Genomic DNA, 25989 nt, shown 5'->3' with positions numbered 1-25989 from the left:
AGCGGCGGAGCATGTGGCTTAATTCGACGCAACGCGAAGAACCTTACCAAGGCTTGACATACACCGGAAAGCATTAGAGATAGTGCCCCCCTTGTGGTCGGTGTACAGGTGGTGCATGGCTGTCGTCAGCTCGTGTCGTGAGATGTTGGGTTAAGTCCCGCAACGAGCGCAACCCTTGTCCCGTGTTGCCAGCAAGCCCTTCGGGGTGTTGGGGACTCACGGGAGACCGCCGGGGTCAACTCGGAGGAAGGTGGGGACGACGTCAAGTCATCATGCCCCTTATGTCTTGGGCTGCACACGTGCTACAATGGCCGGTACAATGAGCTGCGATACCGCGAGGTGGAGCGAATCTCAAAAAGCCGGTCTCAGTTCGGATTGGGGTCTGCAACTCGACCCCATGAAGTCGGAGTCGCTAGTAATCGCAGATCAGCATTGCTGCGGTGAATACGTTCCCGGGCCTTGTACACACCGCCCGTCACGTCACGAAAGTCGGTAACACCCGAAGCCGGTGGCCCAACCCCTTGTGGGAGGGAGCTGTCGAAGGTGGGACTGGCGATTGGGACGAAGTCGTAACAAGGTAGCCGTACCGGAAGGTGCGGCTGGATCACCTCCTTTCTAAGGAGCACTTCTAGGCTGCTTCGGCAGTCCAGGGGCCAGTTCATCGGCGAACGTCCGGTGCTGGTTGCTCATGGGTGGAACGTTGACTATTCGGTCCTGTTTCTCGGGCCGGTGGCTGCAAGTACTGCTCTTCGGAGCGTGGAACGCACGATCACCGGACGGGGCGGGGCCGGGCACGCTGTTGGGTGTCTGAAGGTACGGCCGCAAGGTCTGTCTTCAGTCGCCGGCCCCAGTGAACTTGCCTGTGAGGGCAGGGTGATGGGTGGTTGGTCGTTGTTTGAGAACTGCACAGTGGACGCGAGCATCTGTGGCCAAGTTTTTAAGGGCGCACGGTGGATGCCTTGGCACCAGGAACCGATGAAGGACGTGGGAGGCCACGATAGTCCCCGGGGAGCCGTCAACCAGGCTTTGATCCGGGGGTTTCCGAATGGGGAAACCCGGCAGTCGTCATGGGCTGTCACCCTTGCCTGAACACATAGGGCAAGTGGAGGGAACGCGGGGAAGTGAAACATCTCAGTACCCGCAGGAAGAGAAAACAACCGTGATTCCGGGAGTAGTGGCGAGCGAAACCGGATGAGGCCAAACCGTATGCGTGTGAGACCCGGCAGGGGTTGCGCATACGGGGTTGTGGGATCTCTCTTGACCAGTCTGCCGGCTGGTCGACGAGTCAGAAACCGTTGATGTAGGCGAAGGACATGCGAAAGGTCCGGCGTAGAGGGTAAGACCCCCGTAGTCGAAACATCAGCGGCTCGTTTGAGAGACACCCAAGTAGCACGGGGCCCGAGAAATCCCGTGTGAATCTGGCGGGACCACCCGCTAAGCCTAAATATTCCCTGGTGACCGATAGCGGATAGTACCGTGAGGGAATGGTGAAAAGTACCGCGGGAGCGGAGTGAAATAGTACCTGAAACCGTGTGCCTACAAGCCGTGGGAGCGTCGCGTTGAGTGCTTGCACTCAACGTCGTGACTGCGTGCCTTTTGAAGAATGAGCCTGCGAGTTTGCGGTGTGTTGCGAGGTTAACCCGAGTGGGGAAGCCGTAGCGAAAGCGAGTCCTAATAGGGCGTTTCAGTAGCACGCTCAAGACCCGAAGCGGAGTGATCTAGCCATGGGCAGGTTGAAGCGGAGGTAAGACTTCGTGGAGGACCGAACCCACCAGGGTTGAAAACCTGGGGGATGACCTGTGGTTAGGGGTGAAAGGCCAATCAAACTCCGTGATAGCTGGTTCTCCCCGAAATGCATTTAGGTGCAGCGTCGTGTGTTTCTTGCCGGAGGTAGAGCACTGGATAGGCGATGGGCCCTACCGGGTTACTGACCTTAGCCAAACTCCGAATGCCGGTAAGTGAGAGCGCGGCAGTGAGACTGTGGGGGATAAGCTCCATGGTCGAGAGGGAAACAGCCCAGAGCATCGACTAAGGCCCCTAAGCGTACGCTAAGTGGGAAAGGATGTGGAGTCGCACAGACAACCAGGAGGTTGGCTTAGAAGCAGCCACCCTTGAAAGAGTGCGTAATAGCTCACTGGTCTAGTGATTCCGCGCCGACAATGTAGCGGGGCTCAAGCGTACCGCCGAAGTCGTGTCATTGCAGCATATACGGCCAACGCCGGCTGTGATGGGTAGGGGAGCGTCGTGTGCCGGGTGAAGCAGCCGCGGAAGCGAGTTGTGGACGGTTCACGAGTGAGAATGCAGGCATGAGTAGCGATACAAACGTGAGAAACGTTTGCGCCGATTGACTAAGGGTTCCTGGGTCAAGCTGATCTGCCCAGGGTAAGTCGGGACCTAAGGCGAGGCCGACAGGCGTAGTCGATGGATAACCGGTTGATATTCCGGTACCCGCTGTGAAGCGTCAAACATCGAATCCAGTGATGCTAAGCCCGTGAAGCCGCCGGCTGAGTCTTCGGACGAGGTCGGAGTGGTGGAGCCGGTGACCCGAGCTGGTAGTAGGTGAGTGATGGGGTGACGCAGGAAGGTAGTCCATCCCGGGCGGTGGTTGTCCCGGGGTAAGGGTGTAGGCCGGACGGTAGGTAAATCCGCCGTTCATTAAGGCTGAGACCTGATGCCGAGCCGATTGTGGTGAAGTGGATGATCCTATGCTGTCGAGAAAAGCCTCTAGCGAGTTTTATGGCGGCCCGTACCCTAAACCGACTCAGGTGGTCAGGTAGAGAATACCGAGGCGTTCGGGTGAACTATGGTTAAGGAACTCGGCAAAATGCCCCCGTAACTTCGGGAGAAGGGGGGCCATCACTGGTGAGAGGACTTGCTCCTCGAGCTGGGGGTGGCCGCAGAGACCAGCGAGAAGCGACTGTTTACTAAAAACACAGGTCCGTGCGAAGCCGTAAGGCGATGTATACGGACTGACGCCTGCCCGGTGCTGGAACGTTAAGGGGACCGGTTAGTCACTCTTCGGGGTGGCGAAGCTGAGAACTTAAGCGCCAGTAAACGGCGGTGGTAACTATAACCATCCTAAGGTAGCGAAATTCCTTGTCGGGTAAGTTCCGACCTGCACGAATGGCGTAACGACTTCTCGACTGTCTCAACCATAGGCCCGGTGAAATTGCACTACGAGTAAAGATGCTCGTTTCGCGCAGCAGGACGGAAAGACCCCGGGACCTTTACTACAGTTTGATATTGGTGTTCGGTTCGGCTTGTGTAGGATAGCTGGGAGACTGTGAACTCTGGACGCCAGTTCAGGGGGAGTCGTCGTTGAAATACCAGTCTGGTCGTGCTGGATGTCTAACCTGGGTCCGTGATCCGGATCAGGGACAGTGTCTGATGGGTAGTTTAACTGGGGCGGTTGCCTCCTAAAGAGTAACGGAGGCGCCCAAAGGTTCCCTCAGCCTGGTTGGTAATCAGGTGTTGAGTGTAAGTGCACAAGGGAGCTTGACTGTGAGACCGACGGGTCGAGCAGGGACGAAAGTCGGGACTAGTGATCCGGCGGTGGCTTGTGGAAGCGCCGTCGCTCAACGGATAAAAGGTACCCCGGGGATAACAGGCTGATCTTCCCCAAGAGTCCATATCGACGGGATGGTTTGGCACCTCGATGTCGGCTCGTCGCATCCTGGGGCTGGAGTCGGTCCCAAGGGTTGGGCTGTTCGCCCATTAAAGCGGTACGCGAGCTGGGTTTAGAACGTCGTGAGACAGTTCGGTCCCTATCCGCTGTGCGCGTAGGAGTCTTGAGAAGGGCTGTCCCTAGTACGAGAGGACCGGGACGGACGAACCTCTGGTGTGCCAGTTGTCCTGCCAAGGGCATGGCTGGTTGGCTACGTTCGGGAGGGATAACCGCTGAAAGCATCTAAGCGGGAAGCCTGCTTCGAGATGAGGACTCCCACCTCCTAGAGAGGGTAAGGCTCCCAGTAGACGACTGGGTTGATAGGCCGGATATGGAAGCACCGTAAGGTGTGGAGTTGACCGGTACTAATAGGCCGAGGGCTTGTCCTCAGTTGCTCGCGTCCACTGTGTTGGTTCTGAAACCACGAACAACCCCATGCCCGGTCACGGTGTGGTGCGGTTGAACGGTTTCATAGTGTTTCGGTGGTCATAGCGTAGGGGAAACGCCCGGTTACATTCCGAACCCGGAAGCTAAGCCTTACAGCGCCGATGGTACTGCAGGGGGGACCCTGTGGGAGAGTAGGACGCCGCCGAACAATCATTGTAGAAAGCCCCCGTGCCCTTCGGCACGGGGGCTTTCTGCGTTTCAGGACGGCTCCACCAGTCTGGTGTCGTACGCCAGAATGACCGCCTGGACTCTGTCTCGTGAGCCGGTCTTCGCCAGGATGCGGCCCACGTGGGTTTTCACCGTGGACTCCGCCAGGTGCAGGCGGGCGGCGATCTCGGTGTTCGTCCAGCCCTGTCCGATCACCGTGAGGATCTCGCGTTCCCGCTCCGTGAGGGCGGACAGCCTGGGGTCGTAGGGGGAGACGTCCACGGAGTCACCGCCGGTGGGCAGATGGTGGGCGTACGCGTCGAGGAGACGGCGGGTCAGGCCAGGGGCGACGACCGCGTCTCCGGTGGCCACGGAGCGGAGACCGGAGAGGAGTTCCTCCGGCTGGGCGTCCTTGATGAGGAAGCCGGAGGCGCCGGCACGGAGGCCGGCGTGGGCGTACTCGTCCAGATCGAAGGTCGTCAGGATGAGTACGCGGGTGCGTTCGCCGGTGGCGACGATGCGGCGGGTGGCCTCGATGCCGTCCATGCCGGGCATGCGGATGTCCATCAGGACCACGTCCGGGCGCAGTTCCGCCGTCATCGGATCGCTTCGCCGCCGTTCGACGCCTCGCCCAGGACGGTGATGTCGTCCTGGCTCTCCAGGAGCATGCGGAAGCCGAAACGCTGGAGGGGCTGGTCGTCGGCGATGAGGACGGTGGTCACTGCTCGGGTTCCTCCGGTAGGTGCAGACGGACACGCCAGCCGTGTCCGGGGCGCGGGCCGGCCTCGAGTGTGCCGCCGTACAGGGCTGTTCGCTCCCGCGTTCCGGGCAGGCCGCGGCCGCCGGACGGGGCGGCCGACGGCAGACCCGTCCCCGTGTCGGTGATGGTGACCGTGACGGCGCCCCGGTCGCCGTAGGCGATGGTGATCTTCGCGGTGGCGCCCGGGCCCGCGTGCTTGAGGGTGTTGGTGAGGGCTTCCTGGACCACCCGGTAGACGGTGAGCTGGCGGCCCGGGGGGAGGACGGCCCGGCCCTCGGTGGTGGTGTGGACGGGCAGGCCCGCGTCGCGGACGCGGTCGACGAGCCGGTCCAGGTCGGTGAGGCCGGGCTGAGGGCTTCGCTCGGCGGGGCGGGTCGCCTCGTCGTCGCGGAGGACGTCGAGGAGACGGCGGAGTTCGCCGAGAGCCTGGCGGCTGGTGGTGCCGATGGCGTCCAGGGCCTGGGCGGCGCGTTCCGGGGACTTGGTCGCCGCGTATCTGCCGCCGTCGGCCAGGCCCGTGATGACGGAGAGGTTGTGGCCGATGATGTCGTGCATCTCGCGGGCGATGCGGGCGCGTTCGGCGGCGGTGGCGATACGGGCCTGCTGGTCGCGCTCCGTCTCCAGACGGCGCGCGCGGTCCTCCAGGGCCTCGGTGTAGTTCTCGCGGGTGCGGACGGTGACGCCGATGAGGACGGCCACACCCAAGGATGTCAGGTGCGAGCCGATCTGCTGGCTCCATTCGCCCTCGCCGAAACGGGCCGTGGAGATCACCACCGGGGTGAGCATCAGGGCCGTCGCCCACCACAGGTCGCGCAGGGGACGGCGCAGGGCGAGGTGATAGATGACGACCAGCTGGAGCAGTGCCGCCTGGAGGGCGGCGCCGGACCAGGCGTTGACCACGGCGAACGGGGTCATGACGAGCAGGACCCTCGCGGGACGGGTACGGCGCCACAGGAGGGGGACGGACAGGCCCAGGCTCAGGACGAGGAGGAGCGGACCGGGAGCGTCCGGGTTGTGGGTGACGTTGCGCCAGCCGCCACCCGTGTAGTCGATGAGGGCGGCCGTCGACCAGAAGCCGGTGAACAGCGGGTCCCACAGCAGCGGGTGGCGCCCGTCGAAGGCCCGCACCCACTGGTTGGCGCGCTGCACGTACTGGGCGAGGGGCTCCGTCGTCCGTTCGCCCGGCGGCGGCTCCTGGTCGTTCGCTGTCACGCCGTCCATGGTGGTGGGTCCGTCCGCCGGGTGGAGGCGAATCATGAGTCGACGATGGTCCGCACGGGAACGGCGTACGTCGGACCGGGGGCGGTAGTCCGGGTGAGGGCGGTAGTACCCCGGTACTACGGTGACGGTCATGACTGCCAGTGACACGTTCTTCGAGGACTGTGTGATCCGGCCGGTGCGGGTGGAGGAGTGGGCCGCGGTGAGGGAGCTGCGGCTCACCGCGCTGCGCGATCCGGTCGCGCATCTCGCCTACCTGGACACCTATGAGGAGGCCGCGGCCCGGCCGGACTCGTACTGGCGGGAGCGCACGGCGAACGGTGCGGAGGGCGGGAGCGGGGCGCGGCAGTTCGTCGCCGAGGCGGGGGACGGGAGCTGGGTGGGCACGATCGCCGTGCTGATCGAGGAGGCCGGGGCGACGGACTGGGCCGGGTTTCCCGTCGAGCGGCGGCAGGGGCACCTGGTGGGGGTGTAGGTGGCGCCCGGGTACCGGGGGAGCGGGCTGACCAAGGCGCTGTTCGACGCCGGGCTGGAGTGGGCGTGGAGGTGTGGGCTGGAGCGGGTGCGGCTCATCGTGCACCCGGAGAACGCGCGGGCGCTGGGCTTCTACCGCAAGGCGGGCTTCGTCGAGAGCGGAGTGACCGTGCCGGTGGCGGGCAGGCCGGATGAGCGGCAATGGGAGATGGTCGCCGAACGGCCGGGGGCAGGCTCAGGCCGGTAGTTCGGTGTGGGGCCAGCGGGAGCGGGCCTGTTCGCGGGAGCGGAGCAGGGCCAGGGTGGGCAAGCCCTGGTCGGTGCCGGTGCTGAGGAGCTCCGGGAGCTGGGGGAGCGGGGCCACGGCCGCCACGTCGTCCAGGACGAGGGTGAGTGGTGGGTCGAGCCGACCGGAGGATGACCGTTCGGCCATGCGCCGGCCGTGCTCGACCACGTGCGAGGCGAGCGCCGTCAGCAGGGGCATCGCGCCCGGGCTGGTGCGGGGATCCTCGATGGATGCGCCCACAACATAAAGCGTGCCCCCTTCATCGATGAAGGAATCCAAGGCGAGGGCATCATTTCGGTGGGGAGTGCAGGCCTCGCGGACATGGAGCGTGGAGAGGGCGGACAGGGCCCGGGTGGTCACCTGCTGGGCCATGTCACGGCGGTCGGGATGTGCCGTGAGAGCCGCTTCGAGTTCGCCGGCGGAGCCGGGGGCGGCCTTGGGGTTGGTGCGGAGGATACGCACGGCGTCGTGCACCTGGATGCCCTGGGACCAGCGGTGGACGTGGCGGGCGGTGCGGCCGTCGACAGCGGCGGCGTGCACGTAGCTGCGGAGCAGGGTCTCGGCGGTGTCGCTGACCGCTTGGTCGAGCCGGGAGGTGGGGCGGACGGGGGCGAGGAGCGCCGTCGCGCGGGCGGCGGCGGTCCGCTTGTCCTCGCAGCCGGCCGTCGGGGACCAGTGGAGGCGGGCCGGGGTGTCGCAGAGGTGGGTGGGGTCGTAGAGGTGGGCGGGGCCCAGTTTGGCGCGGGCGTCCTTGGTCTCGTGCCAGAGGGCGGGGTTGGAGGTGAGGACGAGGACGGGGCCCTCCGCGTCGCGTACGGCTCGGGTGGCTGTGGTGTGGCGGGTGGCCGGGGGGCCGTAGTGGAGGCCCGCGCCTTCGGTGCGGGGGGTTTCCCACTCGTTCGCCTGTTCACCGTGGGAGGCGAGGGCGGCCAGGGGTACTGAGGGCGCCGGCGTTTCCTGCTCGGGCACCCTCGGCGTCGGAACCTCGTGCAGTCGCTCCGGTGCCGGTGCCGGTTGCGTCTCCCGGGCGGGGCGCGGTTCCCGTTCCGGCGCTCGTGCGGTGTGTTCCACCGGTTCGGGCTCTCGTCCGGGCCGCGGTTCCGGTTCCTGCCGCCGCTTGCGTACGCCCGCCGCCCGTTCCGCCCGCCGCCGGGTCCGTACGGCTTTCCAGCGGGCCACCGTGCCCAGGACGAACACGGTCAGGACGATCAGGATCATCAGCTGGCCGATGAACAGGCCCCAGAAGAGGCCGTAGCCCGAGAGGCCGGCCGCCGGGGTGTCCGGCCAGGCGGCGGGGAGGTTCTGCGGGTCGGTGACGAGATGGCGCACGGCCACCGGGGTGCGGGTGAAGGTGACGCCGGTGGGCCACCGGCCGTGGGCGAAGAGGCCCGCGAGGCCGGTGGCCGTCCACACCATCGTGGTCAGGCCGAGGAGGAAGGCGAGGATGCCGATCAGCAGCCCGTCGGGGATGCCGCCCTGGCCGTGCGCGCGGTGATCGTCCGGTCTCACGCGTCGTCCCCTTACGCCACCGTCGATTCGGCGTCGCCGACGTGCTGTTCCACGAAGGCGGCCGCCCGTTCCTCCGCCTCCAGTTCGGCGGCGCGCAGGGCGTCGTCGTTCAGGTCGGCGGAGGACTGGGTCATCGCGCGGTCGGTGAAGACCAGCGGGCGTTCGGTCTCCGTGACCAGGTGTTTGACCACCTGGACGTTGCCGTTGACGTCCCAGACCGCGATACCGGGGGTGAGCGTCGGGATGATCTCCACCGCCCATCTGGGCAGGCCGAGGACGCGTCCGGTCGCCCTCGCCTCGTCGGCCTTCTGGGCGTAGATGGTCCGGGTCGAGGCCATCTTGAGGATGGCCGCCGCCTCTTTCGCCGCCGCGCCGTCCACCACGTCGGACAGATGGTGGACGACCGCGACGAACGAGAGGCCGAGCCGTCGGCCGAACTTCAGCAGCCGCTGGAACAGCTGGGCCACGAACGGGCTGTTGATGATGTGCCAGGCCTCCTCGACCAGGAAGATGCGCTTCTTCCGGTCGGGGCGGATCCAGGTGTGTTCCAGCCAGACGCCGACGATCGCCATGAGGATGGGCATGGCGATGGAGTTGCGGTCGATGTGGGACAGGTCGAAGACGATGAGCGGCGCGTCGAGGTCGATGCCGACGGTCGTCGGGCCGTCGAACATGCCGCGCAGGTCACCGTCGACCAGGCGGTCCAGGACCAGGGCGACGTCCAGGCCCCATGCCCGTACGTCGTCTATGGCGACGTTCATCGCCTCCGCCGACTCCGGTTCGGGGTGGCGCAGGCACTCGACGATGTCGGAGAGGACCGGCTGGCGTTCGACGATCGTCTCGTTGACGTAGGCGTGCGCGACCTTGAGGGCGAAGCCGGAGCGTTCGTCCAGGCCGTGGCCCATCGCCACCTCGATGATGGTGCGCAGCAGCGCGAGCTGCCCGGTCGTGGTGATCGACGGGTCGAGGGGGTTGAGCCGGATGCCGTGGTCCAGGGCGGCCATCGGGTCGAGCCGGATGGGGGTGATCCCCAGTTCCTGCGCGACGAGGTTCCACTCGCCGACGCCGTCCTCGCCCTGGGCGTCCAGGACGACGACCTGGCGGTCGCGGAAGCGCAGCTGGCGCAGGACGTACGTCTTCTCGAGCGCCGACTTGCCGTTGCCGGACTCGCCGAGGACCAGCCAGTGCGGGGCGGGGAGCTGCTGCCCGTAGAGCTGGAAGGGGTCGTAGATGTAACCCTTGCCGGAGTAGACCTCGCGGCCGATGATGACGCCGGAGTCGCCGAGGCCGGGCGCGGCGGTCGGCAGGTAGACCGCCTGGGCCTGGCCCGTGGACGTGCGCACCGGCAGCCGCGTGGTCTCGACCTTCCCGAACAGGAAGGACGTGAAGGCGTCGGTGACGACGGACAGCGGATCCCGCATCAGAACTCAGCCCCTACCTTCGAATGCCGGTGGCGAACGGGAGTGTGTTCACGAACGCGCGGTGGTGCTCGCGGTCGCACCACTCCAGCTTCAGGTACGACTTTCCGGCCGACGCCCGTATGGTCCGCTTGTCGCGGGCCAGGGCCTCGGGTGTGCGGGAGGAGACGGTGATGTAGCCGACCAGGTTGACGCCCGCGGCGCCGCTGGCGAGGTCCTCGCCGCGCTGGTCCAGCCGGCTGTGGGCGGCGAGGTCGCGCGGGTCGACGGTGCGGTTCATCTTGGCGGCGCGGGACACCTCCGCCTCGTCGTTGGTCTTCTCGGTCAGCATCCGCTCGATGGCGACCTCGGTGGGTTCGAGGTCCATCGTGACGGCGACCGTGCGGATCACGTCGGGGGTGTGGACGAGCAGCGGTGCGAGGAAGTTGACGCCCACCGGGGTCATCGGCCATTCCTTCACCCAGGCCGTGGCGTGGCACCAGGGGGCGCGGGTGGAGGACTCGCGGGTCTTGGCCTGGAGGTAGGTGGGCTCCATGGCGTCCAGTTCGGCCGGCCAGGCGTTGCGCTGGGTCATCGCCTGGATGTGGTCGATGGGGTGGTCCGGGTCGTACATGCCGTGGATCAGCGAGGACAGTCTGCTCTGGCCGAGCGGCTGCCGTACGCGGATGTCCGCCTCCTGGAGCCGGGAGCAGATGTCGGTCAGCTCACGGGCCATGACGACGGCGAGCCCCGCGTCCCGGTCCACCTTGCCGCCGCCCTGACTGCGCATGGCGCGGGCCATGGTGCTCGCCTCGGCGGCCAGTTCGCGGTTGTAGTGCATGCAGGCGACGAGATAGGCGCGGTGCTGCTCGCTGCTGGTCGACACCATCGACTGCAGCTGCTCGTACGACTGCTGGAGCCACGGCGGTGACTTCTCGTCGCCGCGGACGGAGACGTCCTTGGCGTGTGCGTCGGGGTCGGCGGGCAGGGTGCGGGCCAGCATCTGGATGCGGGTCACGAAGCCGTCGCCGTTGGCGACGTGCTTGAGCAGGGTGCCGAAGCGGTCGACGAGGGCTTCCTGGTCCTCGGAGTCGCGCAGGCCGACGCCCGGTCCCTCGATCTCGATCGCGGCGGTGACGGTCTTGCGGTCCGCGTGGAGCAGTACGGCGATCTCGTCCGGGCCGAAGGGGGCGGCGAGCCAGGTGATCCGCCCGATCCCGGGCGGCGGCCCGACCTCCACCTCGCGCCCGTCCAGGCGGGTGCCCGCCTCGACGACACCGGATCGGTAGGTGGTGCCGCGGCGGACGGTGCGCTTGTAGCTGCGGTTGATCTCGAACCACTTGTAGAAGGTGCGGCCCTTGTACGGCACGTACACGGCGGCCAGCCCGAGCATCGGCAGCCCTGCGAGCAGCACGATCCGCGCGGACAGGACGGGGACGAGGAGTCCGCACATCATGCCGAGGAACGCACCCACGACGATCAGCGCGATCTCACCGGTCTCGCGATTGCGGCCGACGATCGCGTTCGGCCGGGCGCGGCCGATCAGATACGTACGGCGGGGCGTGATCGGATGGGACAGAGGGGACTCGGTCGTCAACGCCCTTCACCTCCCGTGCGGTTGTTACTGCTGTTGCGGGTGTTGCCGGCGTGGGGGGTGTTCAGCGGGCTGCTCGACCGGGGCGCGGGGGCCGCGGCCGTTCCGCCGCCGTTCGGCGTGCGTGAGCTGTGTGCGGCGACGCCGCCGGAGGCGGGGTTGGAGGGGCGGGCGCCGGAGGACTGGCCGCCTCCGTTGTTGTCGGCGCGGGTGCTGTGGGTCTTGATGCCCTGGGCGACCAGGGTCGCCGGAGAGCTGATGACGGCGGCGGCCTTGCTTTCGGCGCCCTGCATCATGCGGTTGTTGCGGGAGCCGGCGATCTCGTCGCCGAAGCCGGGGACGAAGCGGTAGATCATCGCGGAGGCGAAGATGGCGAGCAGGATGATCGCCAGTCCGGAGACCACGGCGGAGAACGCGTCGGGTCCCTCCTCGGCGGAGAGCGCGCCGGCGAGGCCGAGCACGATCACGATCACCGGCTTCACGAGGATCACGGCGATCATGATGCCCGCCCAGCGGCGGACGTGGCCCCACAGGTTCTTGTCGACCAGGCCCGCGTAGACGACGGTGCCGAGGAGCGCGCCGACGTAGAGCAGGGCTGCGCGGATGACGAGCTCCAGCCAGAGGATGCCGGCGGCGAGGATCGAGACGAGGGAGACGACGATCAGCATGATCGGACCGCCGCCGATGTCGTCGCCCTTCTCGAGCGCGCCGGCGAACGTGCCGAAGAACGTGTCCGTCTGGTCGCCGGTCGCCTTCGCCAGCACGTCGGTGATGCTGTCGGTGGCGGAGACGACGGTGTAGAGGATCAGCGGGGTGAAGGCGGAGGCGAGGACCGTCAGCCAGAGGAAGCCGATCGCCTCGGAGAGCGCGGTGGCGAGGGGCACGCCACGCACCGCGCGCTTGGCGACCGCGAGCAGCCAGAGGAGGAGGGTGAGGATCGTCGACGCGGCGAAGACGACGGCGTACTGCTGGAGGAACGTGTCGTTGGTGAAGTCGACGTTCGCGGTGTCCTCGACGGCTCCGCTGAGCTGCTTGATCGTCCAGGAGGCGGCGTCGGCGCAGCCCTGGGCGAGGGAGGCGAGGGGGTCGAGGGTGGTGGAGGGGTCGTCGAGGGTGGTGCTGCCGTTGGAGGCGGCTTCGCCTCGTTCGCAGTAGTCCTTGGCGCGGCCCCGGATGAGGTCGCAGGGGTTGTTGCTGTCCGTGGGTGCGGGAGATGGAGAGGCTGTGCCCGTGGGGGTGGGCGTGGGATCGGCGAAGGCCCGGCCGGCGAGCAGCACCGTGGTGGCCTGTACGGCGGCTACGACTGCCGTGAGTCTGAGGAAGCGGTGGTTAGCGCGCATACGTGAACCCTCCGTATTCCCCGACAGCCTTCGTCATCTCATCGGAAGTGGAGGCCCTCTGGTCGTCCCCGACCGGGACCGGTCCGTCCTTCTGCTGGAGGTCGATGACCTTCCAGTCGTTCTCGGTCCACTTCAGCTGGTACGTCGTGGTGTACCAGCTCTGGGTGACCGGATTGGTCGAGCCCTCACCGGACAGGCCGAAGAGCGATGTGTACCAGACCTCCACGGTGGCATCGCTCGAGTTCGACGACGTCACCTTGGTGCCCACCGGGATCACCCGGGAGACGAAGGACTGTCCGGCGGGCGCCTTACCGTCCTTGTCCAGGCCGATGTTGGCCAGGAACTCCGCGTCCGAGTAGGCCTGGTCCATGTCCATCTGCCGGGCGGCGGCCGCGTCCGGCGCGTATACGGTCTCCACGATCTGGCGCCGCCGGTCCTTGTCGAACATCTCGGCGGAGCCGAGAGCCACCGTATAGTTCGCCGCCGCGCTCTCCGCCCCCTGCCGGTCGTGGGAGAAGCCCGACGGGATGCCCGCCGCCTTCGCGTCCACCGGCTTCTTCCCCGAAGGGGCCGTCGCCGCCGACTTGGGGGAGTCGCCGGAGACGCCCTCCTCCGCTGCGGAATCGTCTCCTCCACGGTTCGCGAAGGCGATCGCGGCGATCAGGAGCACCACCACGCCGACCACCGTGACAAGGCTGCGCGATGACGAGCGGGTACCTCTGCGTCCGCCGCCGTACGGGTCGCCGCCCCCTTCCGGCAGGCGGGTGCGGGTCTGACCGGTGTCGTCTCCGAGACTCATGCCGCGTACGCCCCCTCAGCGTCGTGCGGAAACACCTCGTACTCCGGGTACTCCACGGACGACGGTAGCCGGGCCGGCTGCCGTTCGGGCGCGGTGTGGTGACTGGACATCAGGGAAACGCAACCTCAGCCGGTGGGCACGACGGGCGGGTGGGATGGAGGGGGATCCGGGCGTGCCCGGTCGGACCGATGGAGCGGGACCTAGACGGCCATGCCGTACACGATGGTGAACAGGGTGCCGAGCGAGCCGATGATGAAGACGCCCGTGAGCCCCGCGATGATGAGGCCCTTGCCCTGTTCGGCGCTGAACGTGTCCCTCAACGCGGTGACGCCGATGCGCTGTTTGGCGGCCCCCCAGATGGCGATGCCCAGGCAGAGGAGGATGGCGACCGCCATGACCACTTCGATCATGATCTTGGCCTCGTTGCCCAGGCTGCCGAAGGGGCCCCAGTCTGGGGCGATCCCGCCGATAATGGTGTTGATGTCTCCCTCGTCGGCCGCGAAGAACACGTAAGTCACCGCCCCTGTATGGGTAGTTCCGCTACCCCCGCGGAGGTGCAGAGGTCAGGCCCTATTGTCGCCGACAATGCCGCTGTCGTATGTCGACTTGGCGTCATCTGTTGGCGGGTTTCGTAGGAATAGCTTGCCACCGGCGCGCGCCGGGCCCCGGGAGGGGCGCGCTCCGATGGGTGAAGAGTCGTATCGTCACTCTGTGTATCACGTAGGGTAACGTTGGGCAATGAAGCGCGGCTCCTCCTTGACGGCGTGGAGGGAGGAGCGGGACCCGCCGCTGGGCACCTGTTTCCTCTCGCCCAACTGGAAGCACCGATCGGAGGCTTCCATGCCGGACACCGTATCCACGTCCTGGTCCTGACTCGTCGCCCCCGCGCGGCGGGGGCTGCCTCTACACTGTCGGTCGGCGGTGGACTGCCGGACGGTGAGGGGTGGTTGACGGTGTGTAAGGTCTGGGTCGGTGCGGCTTTTGCCGTCAGCTCCGTGCTCGCCTTCACCTTGCTGCTCGTCGTCGGTGTCTACGTCATCGCCGGGAGCGTCGTGGGCGGGGGGGCCAAGGCGCTCGCCAAGGGGAGCGTGCCGGCCGCGTACCAGGCGCTCGTGCAGAGGTGGGGGAACCTCTGCCCCGCCATCAATCCCGCGCTGCTCGCCGCCCAGCTCTACCAGGAGAGCGGGTTCAACCCGAAGGCGCAGAGCCACGCGGCGGCGCAGGGCATCGCCCAGTTCATCCCCGGTACCTGGGCCACGCACGGGATCGACGGGGACGGGGACGGGGACCGGGACGTATGGGACCCGAAGGACGCGATCCCGTCGGCGGCCACGTACGACTGCACGCTCGCGGGCTACGTGAAGGACGTCGGCGGGAATCTGACCGAAAACATGCTCGCCTCGTACAACGCGGGGGCGTACGCGGTGATCAAGTACGGGGGTGTTCCGCCGTACAAGGAGACGCAGAACTACGTCAAGCGCATCCAGGCGCTGGAGAAGAGCTTCGCCGCGCCGGTCGGGCGGGTCGACCCGTCGAAGCAGGCTGCCGGGGCCATCGCGTTCGCTCAGAAGAAGCTCGGCACGCTCTATCTCTGGGGCGGTAACGGCACGCCTGAGCAGGGCGGACGGTTCGACTGCTCGGGGCTGACCAAGGCGGCGTACGAGAGCGTGGGGATCACGCTGCCGCGCGTGGCGAACGACCAGTACAACGCGGGGCCGCATCCGAAGCGGGACGAACTGCTCCCCGGTGATCTGGTGTTCTTCTCGGACGACCTGACCAATTCGCGGGCCATCCGGCATGTGGGTATCTATGTCGGCGGCGGGTACATGATCGACGCACCCCGCACCGGTGCCGTGATCCGATTCGACCCGATCGACACTCCTGACTACTTTGGTGCCACCCGCGTCACCGAAGATGGCGCGAAAGCACTCCCCACGACGGTGTGAGCGGAGCGTTGACCCTCCCCCTGAGCTGCGGAGATGCGTATCTCTTCGATAACGTCTGCGTGATCGTTCGGTGGAGCGTGGAACGTATCAACGGGGGCTGTGCGTTCCTGTTGTCGTAGCCGAGCCGATGAGCGGATCTACGGACCACGGGGGTGGTTGAAGGCGGCGTGCGAACGGTGCGCCGGGAGATATGACGAAGGGGCCGCAGCACCATGGCTGGACTCGCCGATTCCGGGTCGAACCCCGACGTCGACCTGCTCTACGACATCAACGGTCTCGCCAAGGACGCGCCGCCGTGGTTCGACCACGTCATGGAGTTCGTGGGCGAGTTCGGCGTCCTGTTCGCCCTGCTGGGGATGCTGGTGTGGTGCTGGTGGGGCGTCAGGAAGCGGGGCGGCGAGGACGCGGCCCCGACCGTTGCGGCCCTGGTCTGGGCCCCGCTGGCGGCGGGTGTCGCCGTGCTGGTGAACGTGCCGATACGTGGCTTCGTGGAGCGGCCCCGCCCCTTCAACGACCATGAGGGGCTCGAGGTCCTGGTCGACGGCAAGACCGACTACTCGTTCGTCAGCGACCACGCGACGCTCTGTATGGCCCTGGCGGTGGGGCTGTTCCTGGCCAACCGGCGGCTCGGGATCATCGCGTTGGTGCTCGGGCTGGTGGGCGGGTTCATCCGCGTCTACATGGGCGTGCACTATCCGACGGACGTCGTGGGCGGGCTTGCGCTCGGGACGGCTGTCGCGCTGCTGCTCTCGCCGTTGGCGATGGCGCTGTTGACGCCGTTGATGCGGGCGGTGGAGCGGTCGCCGCGGGGTGGGTGGCTGATCGTTGCCCGGGGGCGGGGTGTGCGTCAGCGGGAGCGGGGGCGTGCGGGGTACGGGTCGGGGGGGCCGGATTCGGACAAGCGGGATCTGGCGGCGTGATGTCGTAGGTCTTGTGGTGGTGGGTGGCTGACTGACGGTCCGTTCGGGGTTCTCCGGGCGGGCCGTTCGGTTTCGGGTGGAGGCGGGGCCTGGGGCCCGGGGCCTGGTGCTCGGTGTTCGTGCTGGGCGGAGGGGGGTGCGCGGCCCGGCGTTTGCGGGGTGCCTCTCCCACTCTCGGCTTCGCTCGAGCGGGGGTACCCCCATCGCCCACCCGTGCCGCCCTGGGGGTATCCCCTCTGGGGGAGGCACGACTGCCCGCGGAAGCGGCGCGGGGATGGTGGGGTAGGGGTTTGTCACTCGGGGGTGTGGAGTTGGGCGTCTTCTCTTGCCTGGCTTCTGGCTCTTCTGGCGGGGCCCCGCCAGCCACAGGTGCAGCGGGCCGCGCAGAAGCGGCCCTGTTCGGTGGTGGTCGTGGTGTGTGGGCCGGGGGCCGGCTCGTCGTCCTCGTCAGGCACCCGACCACGGTAACGCCCGGAGTACCGGCGTGACGGGGCCCCTTACCGGTCGTTGACCCCGACGACAAGCGGCCCGTGTCGCGGACGGAGCAGGGGTAGGCAGGCATGGCACGACGACGGCAGCAGCGGCACAGGCGGATGCGCGGCGGGGTGGCTGTGGCCGGGGTCGTGTGGTGCGCGGGGTTCGCGGCTGCGGGCTGCGCGGGCGGTGGCGCCGAGAACCAGGGGGCGCCGGCCGGGGATCCCGTGCGGGTGCTGCGCGCGGCGGCCGGGGCGCTGGTGGACGCCGGCAGCTCCAAGGCGCGTACGTCGCTGGAGATGGCCACCGGCGGGACCCGGGTCACCATCAGGGGCGAGGGGCTCTACGACTACCGCAAGCGGCTCGGGCGGCTGAAGGTGCTGCTGCCGCCGGACCCGGCGGGCGACACCGTGCGGCGGCCGATCACCGAGCTGCTCGCTCCCGGGGCACTGTTCATGAAGAACCGGGGTGCCGGGGTGCCCGCCGACAAGTGGGTGCGGGTGGACACCGGCACGCTGTCCGACGGGAACCTCGTCACCGGCGGGGCCACCGATCCGTTCGCCGCCGCCGAGCTCCTGCTCGGGACGCGGTCGGCGACGTTCGTCGGGCGGACCGAGGTCGCGGGGGCGAAGGTACGCCATTACCGGGGCACCGCCGACCTGGAGCAGGCCGCGCGGGCGGCCTCGGAATCGAACCGGGCGCCGCTGGGCGCGGCGGCGAAAGGGTTCGCCACCGCCCGGGTGCCGTTCGACGTCTACCTCGACGACGAGGGGCGGATCCGCAAGGTCCGGCACCGCTTCAGTTTCGTCAACGGCCGGCAGGACGAGCCCGTCGCGGTCGCGTCGACGACGCTGCTGTACGACTTCGGGGTCCCCACCGACGTACGGCTGCCGGAGGCCGGGGACATCTACGCCGGGCGGATCGCCGAGGAGTGAGGAGCCCGGAGTGACCGGCGCGAACTAGCCCTTCCGTGCCATGCGCGGTCCGTAGGGCGCTCCCTACTCTAGGAAGTCGGTGACGACGGGGATGAGGTGAGGCGCGTGGCTCCGCTCGGGAGCGGGACGGTTCAGGACCGCGTGGCACTCGCCGAGATCGAGCTGTGCGGGGAGCTGATCATCGCCGCCTCCGCGGCCGAGGACCGGCTCAGCCTGGAGAGCATCGACGCGGTGCTGCGGGTGGGCGAGGCCCGGGCGGAGTCCGGCGAGACGTGACCCCGGCCCGCCCGGCCGGGTCCGGTCAGGTCCGCAGCATGCGGGCGATGGCCTGGGTGGCCTCCTTGACCTTCGCGTCGATCTCGTCGCCGCCCTTGACGGCCGCGTCCGCGACGCAGTGGCGCAGGTGCTCCTCCAGCAGTTGCAGCGCGAAGGACTGCAGGGCCTTGGTGGAGGCGGACACCTGGGTGAGTATGTCGATGCAGTAGACGTCCTCGTCGACCATGCGCTGCAGTCCGCGGATCTGGCCCTCGATGCGGCGCAGGCGTTTGAGGTGTTCCTGCTTCTGGTCGTGATAGCCGTGGATGCCCCGGTCGTGATCGGTCACGATCTCGGGGGAGGAGGCTGCGTCCGCGCCGGTCCCGGTCGTCGTCATCGCGTCCTCCTGTGGTGATGATGGGCGACATATACCCCTGGCGGGTATATGATACCGAACTTTGCTGGGTATGGGTCTGGTGGCCACTGCCATGCGCTACGGCCGGAAACGATCCCCGGACCGCCCCCGTGCTCGTCACTGTGCCTGATGGAGGACACTGGGGGACGGCCCGTTACACGTGGCCGGATGATGCGCCTAGCATCAGCCTGACCGACACCGATGCAGACCGAGGACCCCACGTGCGCTTTCGTCTGACCCCCAGGGAGACGAGCTTCTACGACATGTTCGCCGCGTCCGCGGACAACATCGTCACGGGCTCCAAGCTCCTGATGGAACTGCTCGGGGCGGACACCTCCGCCCGGGCCGAGATCGCAGAGCGTATGCGGGCCGCGGAACACGCCGGTGACGATGCCACGCACGCGATCTTCCACCAGTTGAACTCCTCGTTCATCACGCCCTTCGACCGCGAGGACATCTACAACCTCGCGTCCTCCCTCGACGACATCATGGACTTCATGGAGGAGGCCGTCGACCTGGTCGTCCTCTACAACGTCGAGGAACTGCCGAAAGGCGTCGAGCAGCAGATCGAGGTGCTGGCACGCGCGGCGGAACTCACCGCCGAGGCCATGCCGCACCTGCGCACCCTGGACAACCTCACCGAGTACTGGATCGAGGTCAACCGGCTGGAGAACCAGGCCGACCAGATCCACCGCAAGCTGCTGGCCCACCTCTTCAACGGCACGTACGACGCCATCGAGGTGCTGAAGCTCAAGCAGATCGTGGACGTACTGGAAGAGGCGGCCGACGCCTTCGAGCACGTGGCGAACACGGTGGAGACCATCGCGGTCAAGGAGTCCTGAACCGTTCATGGACACCTTTGCACTGGTCGTGACCATCGGGGTCGCGCTCTTCTTCACGTACACCAACGGTTTCCACGACTCGGCGAACGCGATCGCGACGTCCGTGTCGACGCGGGCACTCACGCCCCGGGTGGCGCTGGCGATGGCGGCCGTGATGAACCTCGCCGGCGCGTTCATGGGCTCCGGGGTCGCCAAGACCGTCAGTGAGGGTGTGATCCAGACACCCGAGGGGTCGAAAGGGATGGGGATCCTCTTCGCCGCGCTGGTGGGAGCGATCGTCTGGAACCTGATCACCTGGTACTTCGGGCTGCCGTCGTCGTCGTCCCACGCGTTGTTCGGGGGCATGGTCGGAGCCGCGCTGGCCGGCGGGACGACGGTCTACTGGCACGGGGTGCTCGACAAGATCGTCATCCCGATGTTCGTGTCGCCGGTGGTCGGTCTGCTCGCCGGGTACCTGGTGATGACCGCGATCATGTGGATCTTCCGGCGGGCCAACCCGCACAAGGCGAAGCGGGGCTTCCGTATCGCGCAGACCGTCTCGGCGGCGGGGATGGCGCTGGGGCACGGTCTGCAGGACGCGCAGAAGACGATGGGCATCGTGGTGATGGCGCTGGTCATCGCCGATGTCGAGGACTACGGCGATCCCATTCCGGTGTGGGTGAAGATCGCCTGTGCGCTGATGCTGTCCGCAGGGACGTACGCGGGGGGCTGGCGCATCATGCGGACGCTGGGGCGGAAGATCATCGAGTTGGATCCGCCGCAGGGGTTCGCCGCGGAGACGACGGGGGCGTCGATCATGTTCGGGTCGGCGTTTCTGTTTCACGCGCCGATCTCGACCACGCATGTGATCACTTCGGCGATCATGGGTGTGGGGGCGACGAAGCGGGTGAACGCCGTGCGGTGGGGGGTGGCCAAGAACATTGTTCTCGGGTGGTTCATCACCATGCCTGCGGCGGGGGCTGTGGCCGCGTTGTCGTACGGGGTTGTGAACTTGGCGTTCTTGTAGGTGGGGTGAGGTCGGTCGGCTGGCTGGCTGGCTGGGCTGGGTCGGGTTGGGCCCGGGTGGGCTGGTGCCCGGTGTCGGTGCTGGGCGGGGGGCGTTGCGCGGTCCGGCGTTTACGGGGTGCCGCTGCGCCCACCCTCCCCCACTCTCGGCTTCGCTCGAGCGGGGGGACCCCCATCGCCCCAGCGGCACGATTGCCCGCGGTGGGGCGGGGTGGGTGTCCGCAGTGGGGCGGGGTGGCCGACTGTGGTGAGGCGGGGCGGGTTGCCGTGGTGGCGGGGTGATGGCCGGGGTGGGGTTTGTCTGTGGGTATGTGGAAGGGCCCGCCCCCCGGTCTGGGGGGCGGGCCCTTGGCCTCGCGGTGGCACCGCCATGCAGCACCGCGAGGGGATCGGTCAGCCGAAGCGGCCGGAGATGTAGTCCTCGGTGGCCTGGACGGACGGGTTGGAGAAGATCCGCTCCGTGTCGTCGAGCTCGATCAGCTTGCCCGGCTGGCCGACGGCCGCGAGGTTGAAGAACGCGGTGCGGTCGGAGACGCGGGCCGCCTGCTGCATGTTGTGCGTCACGATGACGATCGTGAACTGCTCCTTCAGCTCACCGATCAGGTCCTCGATCGCGAGGGTCGAGATCGGGTCCAGGGCGGAGCACGGCTCGTCCATCAGCAGGACGTTCGGCTCGACCGCGATGGCGCGGGCGATGCACAGGCGCTGCTGCTGACCGCCGGAGAGTCCCGAGCCCGGCTTGTTCAGGCGGTCCTTGACCTCGTTCCAGAGGTTGGCGCCCTTGAGGGACTTCTCGACGACGTCGTCCAGCTCGGACTTCTTGTGCTTGCCGTTCAGGCGCAGGCCCGCCGCGACGTTGTCGTACACCGACATCGTGGGGAACGGGTTCGGGCGCTGGAAGACCATGCCGACCTCACGCCGCACCGCCACCGGGTCGATGCCCGCGCCGTACAGGTTCTCCTCGTCGAGCATGACCTTGCCCTCGACCCGGCCGCCCGGTGTCACCTCGTGCATCCGGTTGAGGGTGCGCAGGAAGGTGGACTTGCCGCAGCCGGACGGGCCGATGAAGGCCGTCACGGAGCGGGGTTCGACGGTCATCGAGATGTCCTCGATGGCCAGGAAGGAGCCGTAGTAGGCGTTGAGGCCGCTGACATCGATGCGCTTGGCCATGGGTATCACTTCTTCTTTCGGGTCGGGGGTGGCCTTCAGCGACCGGTCTTCGGGGCCTTCCAGCGGGCGATGCCCTGGGCCACGAGGTTGAGGATCATGATGAACGCGATGAGCGTCAGGGCCGCCGCCCAGGCACGGTCGTAGGCCGCGCCGGAGCCCGCGCTGTTCATGTACTGCAGGTAGATGTACATCGGCAGCGAGGCCTGGGGGTCCTTGAACGGGTTGGTGTTGATGTAGTTCGTGACCCAGACCAGCAGCAGCACGGGGGCGGTCTCACCGGTGATGCGGGCGACGGCGAGCATCACGCCGGTGGTGATGCCGCCGACCGACGTCGGCAGGACCACCTTCAGGATGGTGCGCCACTTCGGCACACCCAGCGCCAGCGAGGCCTCGCGCAGCTCGTTCGGGACGAGCTTGAGCATCTCCTCGGTGGAGCGTACGACGATCGGGATCATCAGGATCGACAGGGCCATGGAGCCGGCGAAGCCGGAGGGCCCCATCTTCAGGATCAGCACCCAGAGGCTGAGGATGAACAGACCCGCGACGATCGACGGGATGCCCGTCATGACGTCGACGAAGAAGGTGACGGCCTTGGCGAGCCTGCCCCGGCCGTACTCGACCAGGTAGATCGCGGTGAGCACACCGACCGGCACGGAGATCAGGGCGGCGAGACCGACCTGCTCCAGGGTGCCGAGGATGGCGTGGTAGATGCCGCCGCCGGGCTCGGTGTCGGCGACCACGCCCATGGAGTGGGTGAGGAAGTAGACGTCGAGGACCTTCACACCGCGCTCGACCGTCTCCCAGATGAGGGAGGCCAGCGGGACGACGGCCAGCAGGAAGGCCACCCACACCAGGCTGGTCGCGGTGCGGTCCTTGGCCTGGCGGCTGCCCTCCACCTTCGCGGAGATGCCGTAGGACAGGACGACGAACAGGACCGCGGCGATCAGGCCCCACTGGATGTCGCTGTGCAGGCCGGCCGCGGAGCTGATGCCGAGGCCGAGGGCGACCGAGCCGGCGGCGACCGCCGAGGAGAACCACTTGGGCAGGGTCGCGCCGCGCAGGGAACTGGGCTTGGGGAGGAGGGTTGCGTGGCTCATGCGTTGGCCCCCGAGTACTCCTTGCGGCGGGCGATGATCAGCCGGGCCGCGCCGTTGACCAGCAGGGTGATGACGAAGAGCACCATGCCGGAGGCGATCAGCGCGTCCTGGCCCATCACGGTGGCCTCGTTGAACTTGCTGGCGATGTTCTGGGCGAAGGTGCCGCCGCCCGGGTCGAGCAGGCTGGCGCCGATGTCGAAGCTCGGCGAGAGCACCATGGCCACGGCCATCGTCTCGCCGAGCGCGCGGCCGAGGCCCAGCATCGAGGCGGAGATGACACCGGAGCGGCCGAAGGGGAGGACCGACATGCGGATGACCTCCCAGCGGGTGGCGCCGAGGGCCAGGGCCGCCTCCTCGTGCATCCGCGGGACCTGCCGGAAGACCTCGCGGCTGACGTTGGTGATGATCGGCAGGATCATCAGCGCGAGCAGGATGCCCACGGTGAGCAGCGAGCGGGCGGGGCCGCCCTCCCAGGCGAAGACGCCGGTCCAGCCGAGGTACTCGTCGAGCCAGCTGTAGAGGCCGCCCATGTGCGGCACCAGGACGAGGACGCCCCACAGGCCGTAGACGATGGACGGGACGGCCGCGAGCAGGTCGACCACGTAGCCGATCAGACCGCCGAGGCGGCGGGGGGCGTAGTGCGTGATGAACAGGGCGATGCCGACCGAGACCGGGACCGCGATGACCATCGCGATCACCGACGACACGACGGTGCCGAAGACCAGGACCGCGATGCCGAACTCCGGCGGAACCCCGGAGGGGTTCCACTCGAAGGACGTGAAGAAGTTCGCCTCGTTCTTGCCGATGGCTATGGAGGCGCGGTAGGTCAGGAAGGCCGCGATGGCGGCCATGAGGACCAGGACGAAGATGCCGGATCCGCGGGAGAGGCCGAGGAAGATCCGGTCACCGGGGCGGGTGGCGCCGCGCGCGGCGCGCTTGTCCGCGGGCGCGGCCGGTCCTGGCGCGGTGGGTGGGGCGGTGGTTTGCTGTGTGGTGATGTCCATCGGGTTCTCCGGTCTGCGGAGCCGCCGGGGCGGGCGGCTCGGTCGGAGCCGTCCGGGTCCGGGGACTCCTGAGGGCGGTGCACCGGACGGTGCGGACCGGCTCCGTGGTCGGGGCCGGTCCGCACGCTTGGGTCAGGCGAGGCTCGCGATGGTCTCGCGGACCTTGGTGATGATCTCCTCGGGCATCGGGGCGTAGCCGGCGTCGGCCAGCTGGGCCTGACCGTCCTCGGAGGCCATGTAGTTCAGGAAGGACTTGGTGGTGGGCAGGGTCTCCGCCTTGTTGCCCTTGTCGCAGACGATCTCGTACGTCACCAGGACGATCGGGTAGGCGCCGTCGGCGGACGGGGTGTAGTCCAGCTCCAGGGCCAGGTCCTTGCCGGTGCCGACGACCTTGGCGGCGCCGATGGCCGCGGTGGCGTTCTCGATGGTGGCCTCGACCGGCTCGGCGGCCTCGGTCTTGATGTCGACGGTGTTGAGGCCGTCCGAGGCGTAGGAGAGCTCGAAGTACGAGATCGCACCCGAGGTCTGCTTCACCTGCTGGGCCACGCCGGAGGAGCCCTGGGCGGACTGGCCGCCCTCGGCCTCCCAGGACTTGCCCGGCTCGTACTTCCAGTCGCTGGGCGCGGCGGCCTTCAGGTACTTGGTGAAGTTGTCCGTGGTGCCGGACTCGTCGGAGCGGTGGAAGGCCTGGATCTTGAGGTCGGGAAGTTTCGCCTCGGGGTTGAGCTTCTTGATGGCCGCGTCGTTCCAGTTGGTGATCTTGCTGTCGAAGATCTGCGCGAGGGTCGCCGCGTCCAGGGCGAGGCTGTCGACACCGGGGACGTTGAAGCCGACCGCGATCGGGCCGCCGACCATCGGCAGGTCGATGCCCTGGCCGTCGGAGCAGATCTTCTTCGAGGCCTCGATCTCCTCGGGCTTCAGCGCGGAGTCCGAACCGGCGAAGGCCGTCTGGCCCTGGGTGAAGGCGGTGATGCCCGCGCCCGAACCGGTCGGGTTGTAGTTGACCTGCACGCCCTTGCAGGCGGCGGTGTACTGCTTCACCCAGGCGTCGATGGCGTTCTTCTGCGCGGAGGAGCCGGAGGCCTGGAGCTGGCCCCTGGCGTCACCGCAGTCGATGTTGCCGGCCTGTGCGGTGGCGGAGGCGTCGCCGCCGTCGGTGTTGCCACCGGTGTCGTCGGAGCCGCACGCCGTGAGGGCCAGGGCGCCGGAGACGGCGAGAGCACCGAGAGCGAGGGCCCGCCGGTTCTTGCGCTGAAGCTTCACTTGAGTTCCTTCCAGTGGCCGCCGTCCTGAATTCGGCGGCGTGCGAAGTGGGTGATGGGTCCGCCCCTCGTTCTTCGGGCGATCCGCATCGTGTAAGGCCGAAATTAGGCAGAACAGGTGAAGCGTCCGATGGGCGTAAGTGAACGCCGGGTGAACCCCTGAGGGCGGTGCGGTGAGGTCACGGAACGCTCACGTCGAGGACACGGGGTGATACCGGGCGGTCACCATGCCGGACGGAGGGTGGCGAGGAGGTCGTCCACGAGGCCGGCGTCGTCGGCGCGGGTGAGGTGGGCGCGGGCGGCGTCCGGGGGCAGCCAGAGGAGCCGGTCGACCTCGTCGTTCGGGGTGAAGGTGCCGGCGACGGCTTCGGCGGCCCAGTAGCGGACCCGCTTGGGGCGGCCGTTCGCGAGATAGCGCGCGGTGGGGAGCTCGGCGGCCGGCACGGCGGTGTGGCCCGTCTCCTCGGCGACCTCACGCAGGGCGCCGGCCAGCGGGTCCTCACCGCGCTTGAGCTTGCCCTTGGGCCAGGACCAGTCGTCGTACTTGGGCCGGTGGACGAGGCACAGCTCGAGTGCGCCGGTCACGGGCGAGCGGCGCCACAGGACACAGCCCGCGGCCTGGACGGTGAGGGTGGGCGGGCGAGGCCGCGGACGGGATTCGCCGGAGCCGGGGGTGCTCACCGTGTGCCTCCGTGGGTCTGCCTGTGCCTGCGCCTGCACCTATGTCTGTCCCTGCACCTGCACCTGTGCCTAAGTCTGTCCCTGCACCTGCACCCTAAGTCTGTCCCTGCGCCTGTGCCTGTCCCTTCCGCCAGGCGCGCTGGAACGCGTACCGCGCTGCCTCCACCTCATGCCGCTGATCGGCGTGGAGCACACCCAGCGCGTATGCCGTGGCCGGGGCGATCCGCGGGGTGCGGGCCGCCTGCGCGGCGGCGGCGGCCGCCTCGGAGGCGTCGCGGTGCCGGTCGAGGGCGTCTCCGGCGGCGAGGAGGTGGACCTCGGTGTCGGTGCCCGTGCCCAGGACCTCGC

The 25989-nt window shown here is 67.9% G+C and carries 19 protein-coding genes, 3 rRNA genes and 3 pseudogenes; 10 read left to right on the top strand and 15 right to left on the bottom strand.

The genetic code is table 11. The annotated features are described in order from the left end of the window. The 3 genes from B9S61_RS24290 to rrf all read left to right on the top strand — a co-directional run. Nucleotides 1–615: ribosomal RNA gene (locus B9S61_RS24290) — 16S ribosomal RNA — on the top strand; the annotation flags it as partial. 312 nt (nt 616–927) lie between these two features. Continuing rightward, nucleotides 928–4053: ribosomal RNA gene (locus B9S61_RS24285) — 23S ribosomal RNA — on the top strand. 89 nt (nt 4054–4142) lie between these two features. Further along, nucleotides 4143–4259, top strand: a 5S ribosomal RNA gene (gene rrf, locus B9S61_RS24280). Nucleotides 4260–4309: 50 nt separating this feature from the next. On the opposite strand, the pseudogene B9S61_RS24275 reads toward rrf, so the two are convergent. Beyond that, a pseudogene (locus tag B9S61_RS24275) lies at nt 4310–4980 on the bottom strand (response regulator). Then, nucleotides 4977–6239, bottom strand: coding sequence for a sensor histidine kinase (locus B9S61_RS24270; protein ID WP_258039829.1), 1263 nt, complete (start codon nt 6237–6239; stop codon nt 4977–4979). Before B9S61_RS24270 ends, B9S61_RS24275 begins: the two are co-directional and overlap by 4 nt. 130 nt (nt 6240–6369) lie before the next feature. On the opposite strand from B9S61_RS24270, the pseudogene B9S61_RS24265 reads away from it, so the two are divergent. Beyond that, nucleotides 6370–6957: pseudogene (locus tag B9S61_RS24265) on the top strand (GNAT family N-acetyltransferase). Here B9S61_RS24265 and B9S61_RS24260 read toward each other — a convergent pair. The 6 genes from B9S61_RS24260 to B9S61_RS24235 all read right to left on the bottom strand — a co-directional run bounded on the left by B9S61_RS24260 (nt 6946) and on the right by B9S61_RS24235 (nt 14144). Next, nucleotides 6946–8505 carry a type VI secretion protein gene (locus B9S61_RS24260; protein WP_103544150.1) on the bottom strand — a complete coding sequence of 520 codons (1560 nt, stop codon included), beginning with the start codon at nt 8503–8505 and terminating at the stop codon, nt 6946–6948. The pseudogene B9S61_RS24265 and the gene B9S61_RS24260 overlap by 12 nt on opposite strands. 11 nt (nt 8506–8516) lie before the next feature. Continuing rightward, complete coding sequence (locus tag B9S61_RS24255; protein ID WP_103544149.1) at nt 8517–9926, bottom strand: ATP-binding protein; 1410 nt, start codon at nt 9924–9926, stop codon at nt 8517–8519. A gap of 13 nt (nt 9927–9939) precedes the next feature. Then, nucleotides 9940–11499, bottom strand: a complete 1560-nt coding sequence (locus B9S61_RS24250) for an SCO6880 family protein (RefSeq protein WP_103544148.1) — start codon at nt 11497–11499, stop codon at nt 9940–9942. After that, nucleotides 11496–12836 carry a hypothetical protein gene (locus tag B9S61_RS24245; protein ID WP_103544147.1) on the bottom strand — a complete coding sequence of 447 codons (1341 nt, stop codon included), beginning with the start codon at nt 12834–12836 and terminating at the stop codon, nt 11496–11498. Before B9S61_RS24245 ends, B9S61_RS24250 begins: the two co-directional genes overlap by 4 nt. Then, nucleotides 12826–13635 (bottom strand): hypothetical protein, encoded by an 810-nt coding sequence (locus B9S61_RS24240; RefSeq protein ID WP_103544146.1) that lies wholly within the window; start codon nt 13633–13635, stop codon nt 12826–12828. Before B9S61_RS24240 ends, B9S61_RS24245 begins: the two co-directional genes overlap by 11 nt. Nucleotides 13636–13835: 200 nt before the next feature. After that, nucleotides 13836–14144 carry a hypothetical protein gene (locus B9S61_RS24235; RefSeq protein WP_103544153.1) on the bottom strand — a complete coding sequence of 103 codons (309 nt, stop codon included), beginning with the start codon at nt 14142–14144 and terminating at the stop codon, nt 13836–13838. A gap of 444 nt (nt 14145–14588) precedes the next feature. On the opposite strand from B9S61_RS24235, the gene B9S61_RS24230 reads away from it, so the two are divergent. The 4 genes from B9S61_RS24230 (at nt 14589) to B9S61_RS24215 (ending at nt 18186) form a co-directional block, all read left to right on the top strand. Further along, entirely contained in the window at nt 14589–15581 is a 993-nt protein-coding gene (locus B9S61_RS24230) for an NlpC/P60 family protein (protein ID WP_103544152.1), read from the top strand. A gap of 212 nt (nt 15582–15793) precedes the next feature. Then, nucleotides 15794–16501 carry a phosphatase PAP2 family protein gene (locus B9S61_RS24225; RefSeq protein WP_103544145.1) on the top strand — a complete coding sequence of 236 codons (708 nt, stop codon included), beginning with the start codon at nt 15794–15796 and terminating at the stop codon, nt 16499–16501. A gap of 560 nt (nt 16502–17061) precedes the next feature. Continuing rightward, nucleotides 17062–17910: a hypothetical protein gene (locus B9S61_RS24220; RefSeq protein ID WP_103544144.1), complete on the top strand. Its 849-nt coding sequence runs from the start codon at nt 17062–17064 to the stop codon at nt 17908–17910. A 96-nt stretch (nt 17911–18006) separates the two neighbouring features. Beyond that, nucleotides 18007–18186: a hypothetical protein gene (locus B9S61_RS24215; RefSeq protein WP_103544143.1), complete on the top strand. Its 180-nt coding sequence runs from the start codon at nt 18007–18009 to the stop codon at nt 18184–18186. 25 nt (nt 18187–18211) lie between these two features. Here B9S61_RS24215 and B9S61_RS24210 read toward each other — a convergent pair whose 3' ends face one another. Beyond that, nucleotides 18212–18562, bottom strand: a complete 351-nt coding sequence (locus B9S61_RS24210; protein WP_103544142.1) for a metal-sensitive transcriptional regulator — start codon at nt 18560–18562, stop codon at nt 18212–18214. Nucleotides 18563–18801: 239 nt separating this feature from the next. Between B9S61_RS24210 and B9S61_RS24205 the strand changes: the two genes are divergently transcribed. Together B9S61_RS24205 and pitH are read left to right on the top strand one after the other, a co-directional pair. Beyond that, nucleotides 18802–19422, top strand: coding sequence for a DUF47 domain-containing protein (locus B9S61_RS24205; RefSeq protein ID WP_103544141.1), 621 nt, complete (start codon nt 18802–18804; stop codon nt 19420–19422). 7 nt (nt 19423–19429) lie between these two features. Continuing rightward, nucleotides 19430–20428: a low-affinity phosphate transporter PitH gene (gene pitH / locus B9S61_RS24200; RefSeq protein ID WP_103544140.1), complete on the top strand. Its 999-nt coding sequence runs from the start codon at nt 19430–19432 to the stop codon at nt 20426–20428. 392 nt (nt 20429–20820) lie between these two features. On the opposite strand, the gene pstB is transcribed toward pitH, so the two are convergent. The 6 genes and pseudogenes from pstB to B9S61_RS24165 all read right to left on the bottom strand — a co-directional run. Then, a complete protein-coding gene (gene pstB / locus B9S61_RS24190) occupies nt 20821–21597 on the bottom strand; it encodes a phosphate ABC transporter ATP-binding protein PstB (protein WP_103544138.1) in 777 nt (258 codons plus the stop codon). 35 nt (nt 21598–21632) lie between these two features. After that, on the bottom strand, nt 21633–22694 hold the full coding sequence (pstA, locus tag B9S61_RS24185; RefSeq protein ID WP_103544137.1) for a phosphate ABC transporter permease PstA: 1062 nt from the start codon (nt 22692–22694) through the stop codon (nt 21633–21635). Continuing rightward, nucleotides 22691–23698 carry a phosphate ABC transporter permease subunit PstC gene (gene pstC, locus B9S61_RS24180; RefSeq protein WP_103544136.1) on the bottom strand — a complete coding sequence of 336 codons (1008 nt, stop codon included), beginning with the start codon at nt 23696–23698 and terminating at the stop codon, nt 22691–22693. The genes pstA and pstC overlap by 4 nt, the downstream gene beginning before the upstream one ends. Nucleotides 23699–23830: 132 nt before the next feature. Beyond that, the gene (pstS, locus tag B9S61_RS24175; RefSeq protein WP_103544135.1) at nt 23831–24961 is read right to left on the bottom strand and encodes a phosphate ABC transporter substrate-binding protein PstS; all 1131 of its coding nucleotides are present in this window, start codon (nt 24959–24961) and stop codon (nt 23831–23833) included. A gap of 221 nt (nt 24962–25182) precedes the next feature. After that, nucleotides 25183–25641, bottom strand: a complete 459-nt coding sequence (locus B9S61_RS24170) for an NUDIX hydrolase (RefSeq protein WP_103544134.1) — start codon at nt 25639–25641, stop codon at nt 25183–25185. 94 nt (nt 25642–25735) lie between these two features. Then, a pseudogene (locus B9S61_RS24165) lies at nt 25736–25989 on the bottom strand (hypothetical protein); the annotation flags it as partial.

The organism is Streptomyces sp. SM1 (genome assembly GCF_002910825.1).
GTDB classification, from domain to species: domain Bacteria; phylum Actinomycetota; class Actinomycetes; order Streptomycetales; family Streptomycetaceae; genus Streptomyces; species Streptomyces okerensis.
The sequence above is the reverse complement of the archived record's forward strand: the minus strand, read 5'-3'. Positions and strand labels throughout refer to the sequence as shown.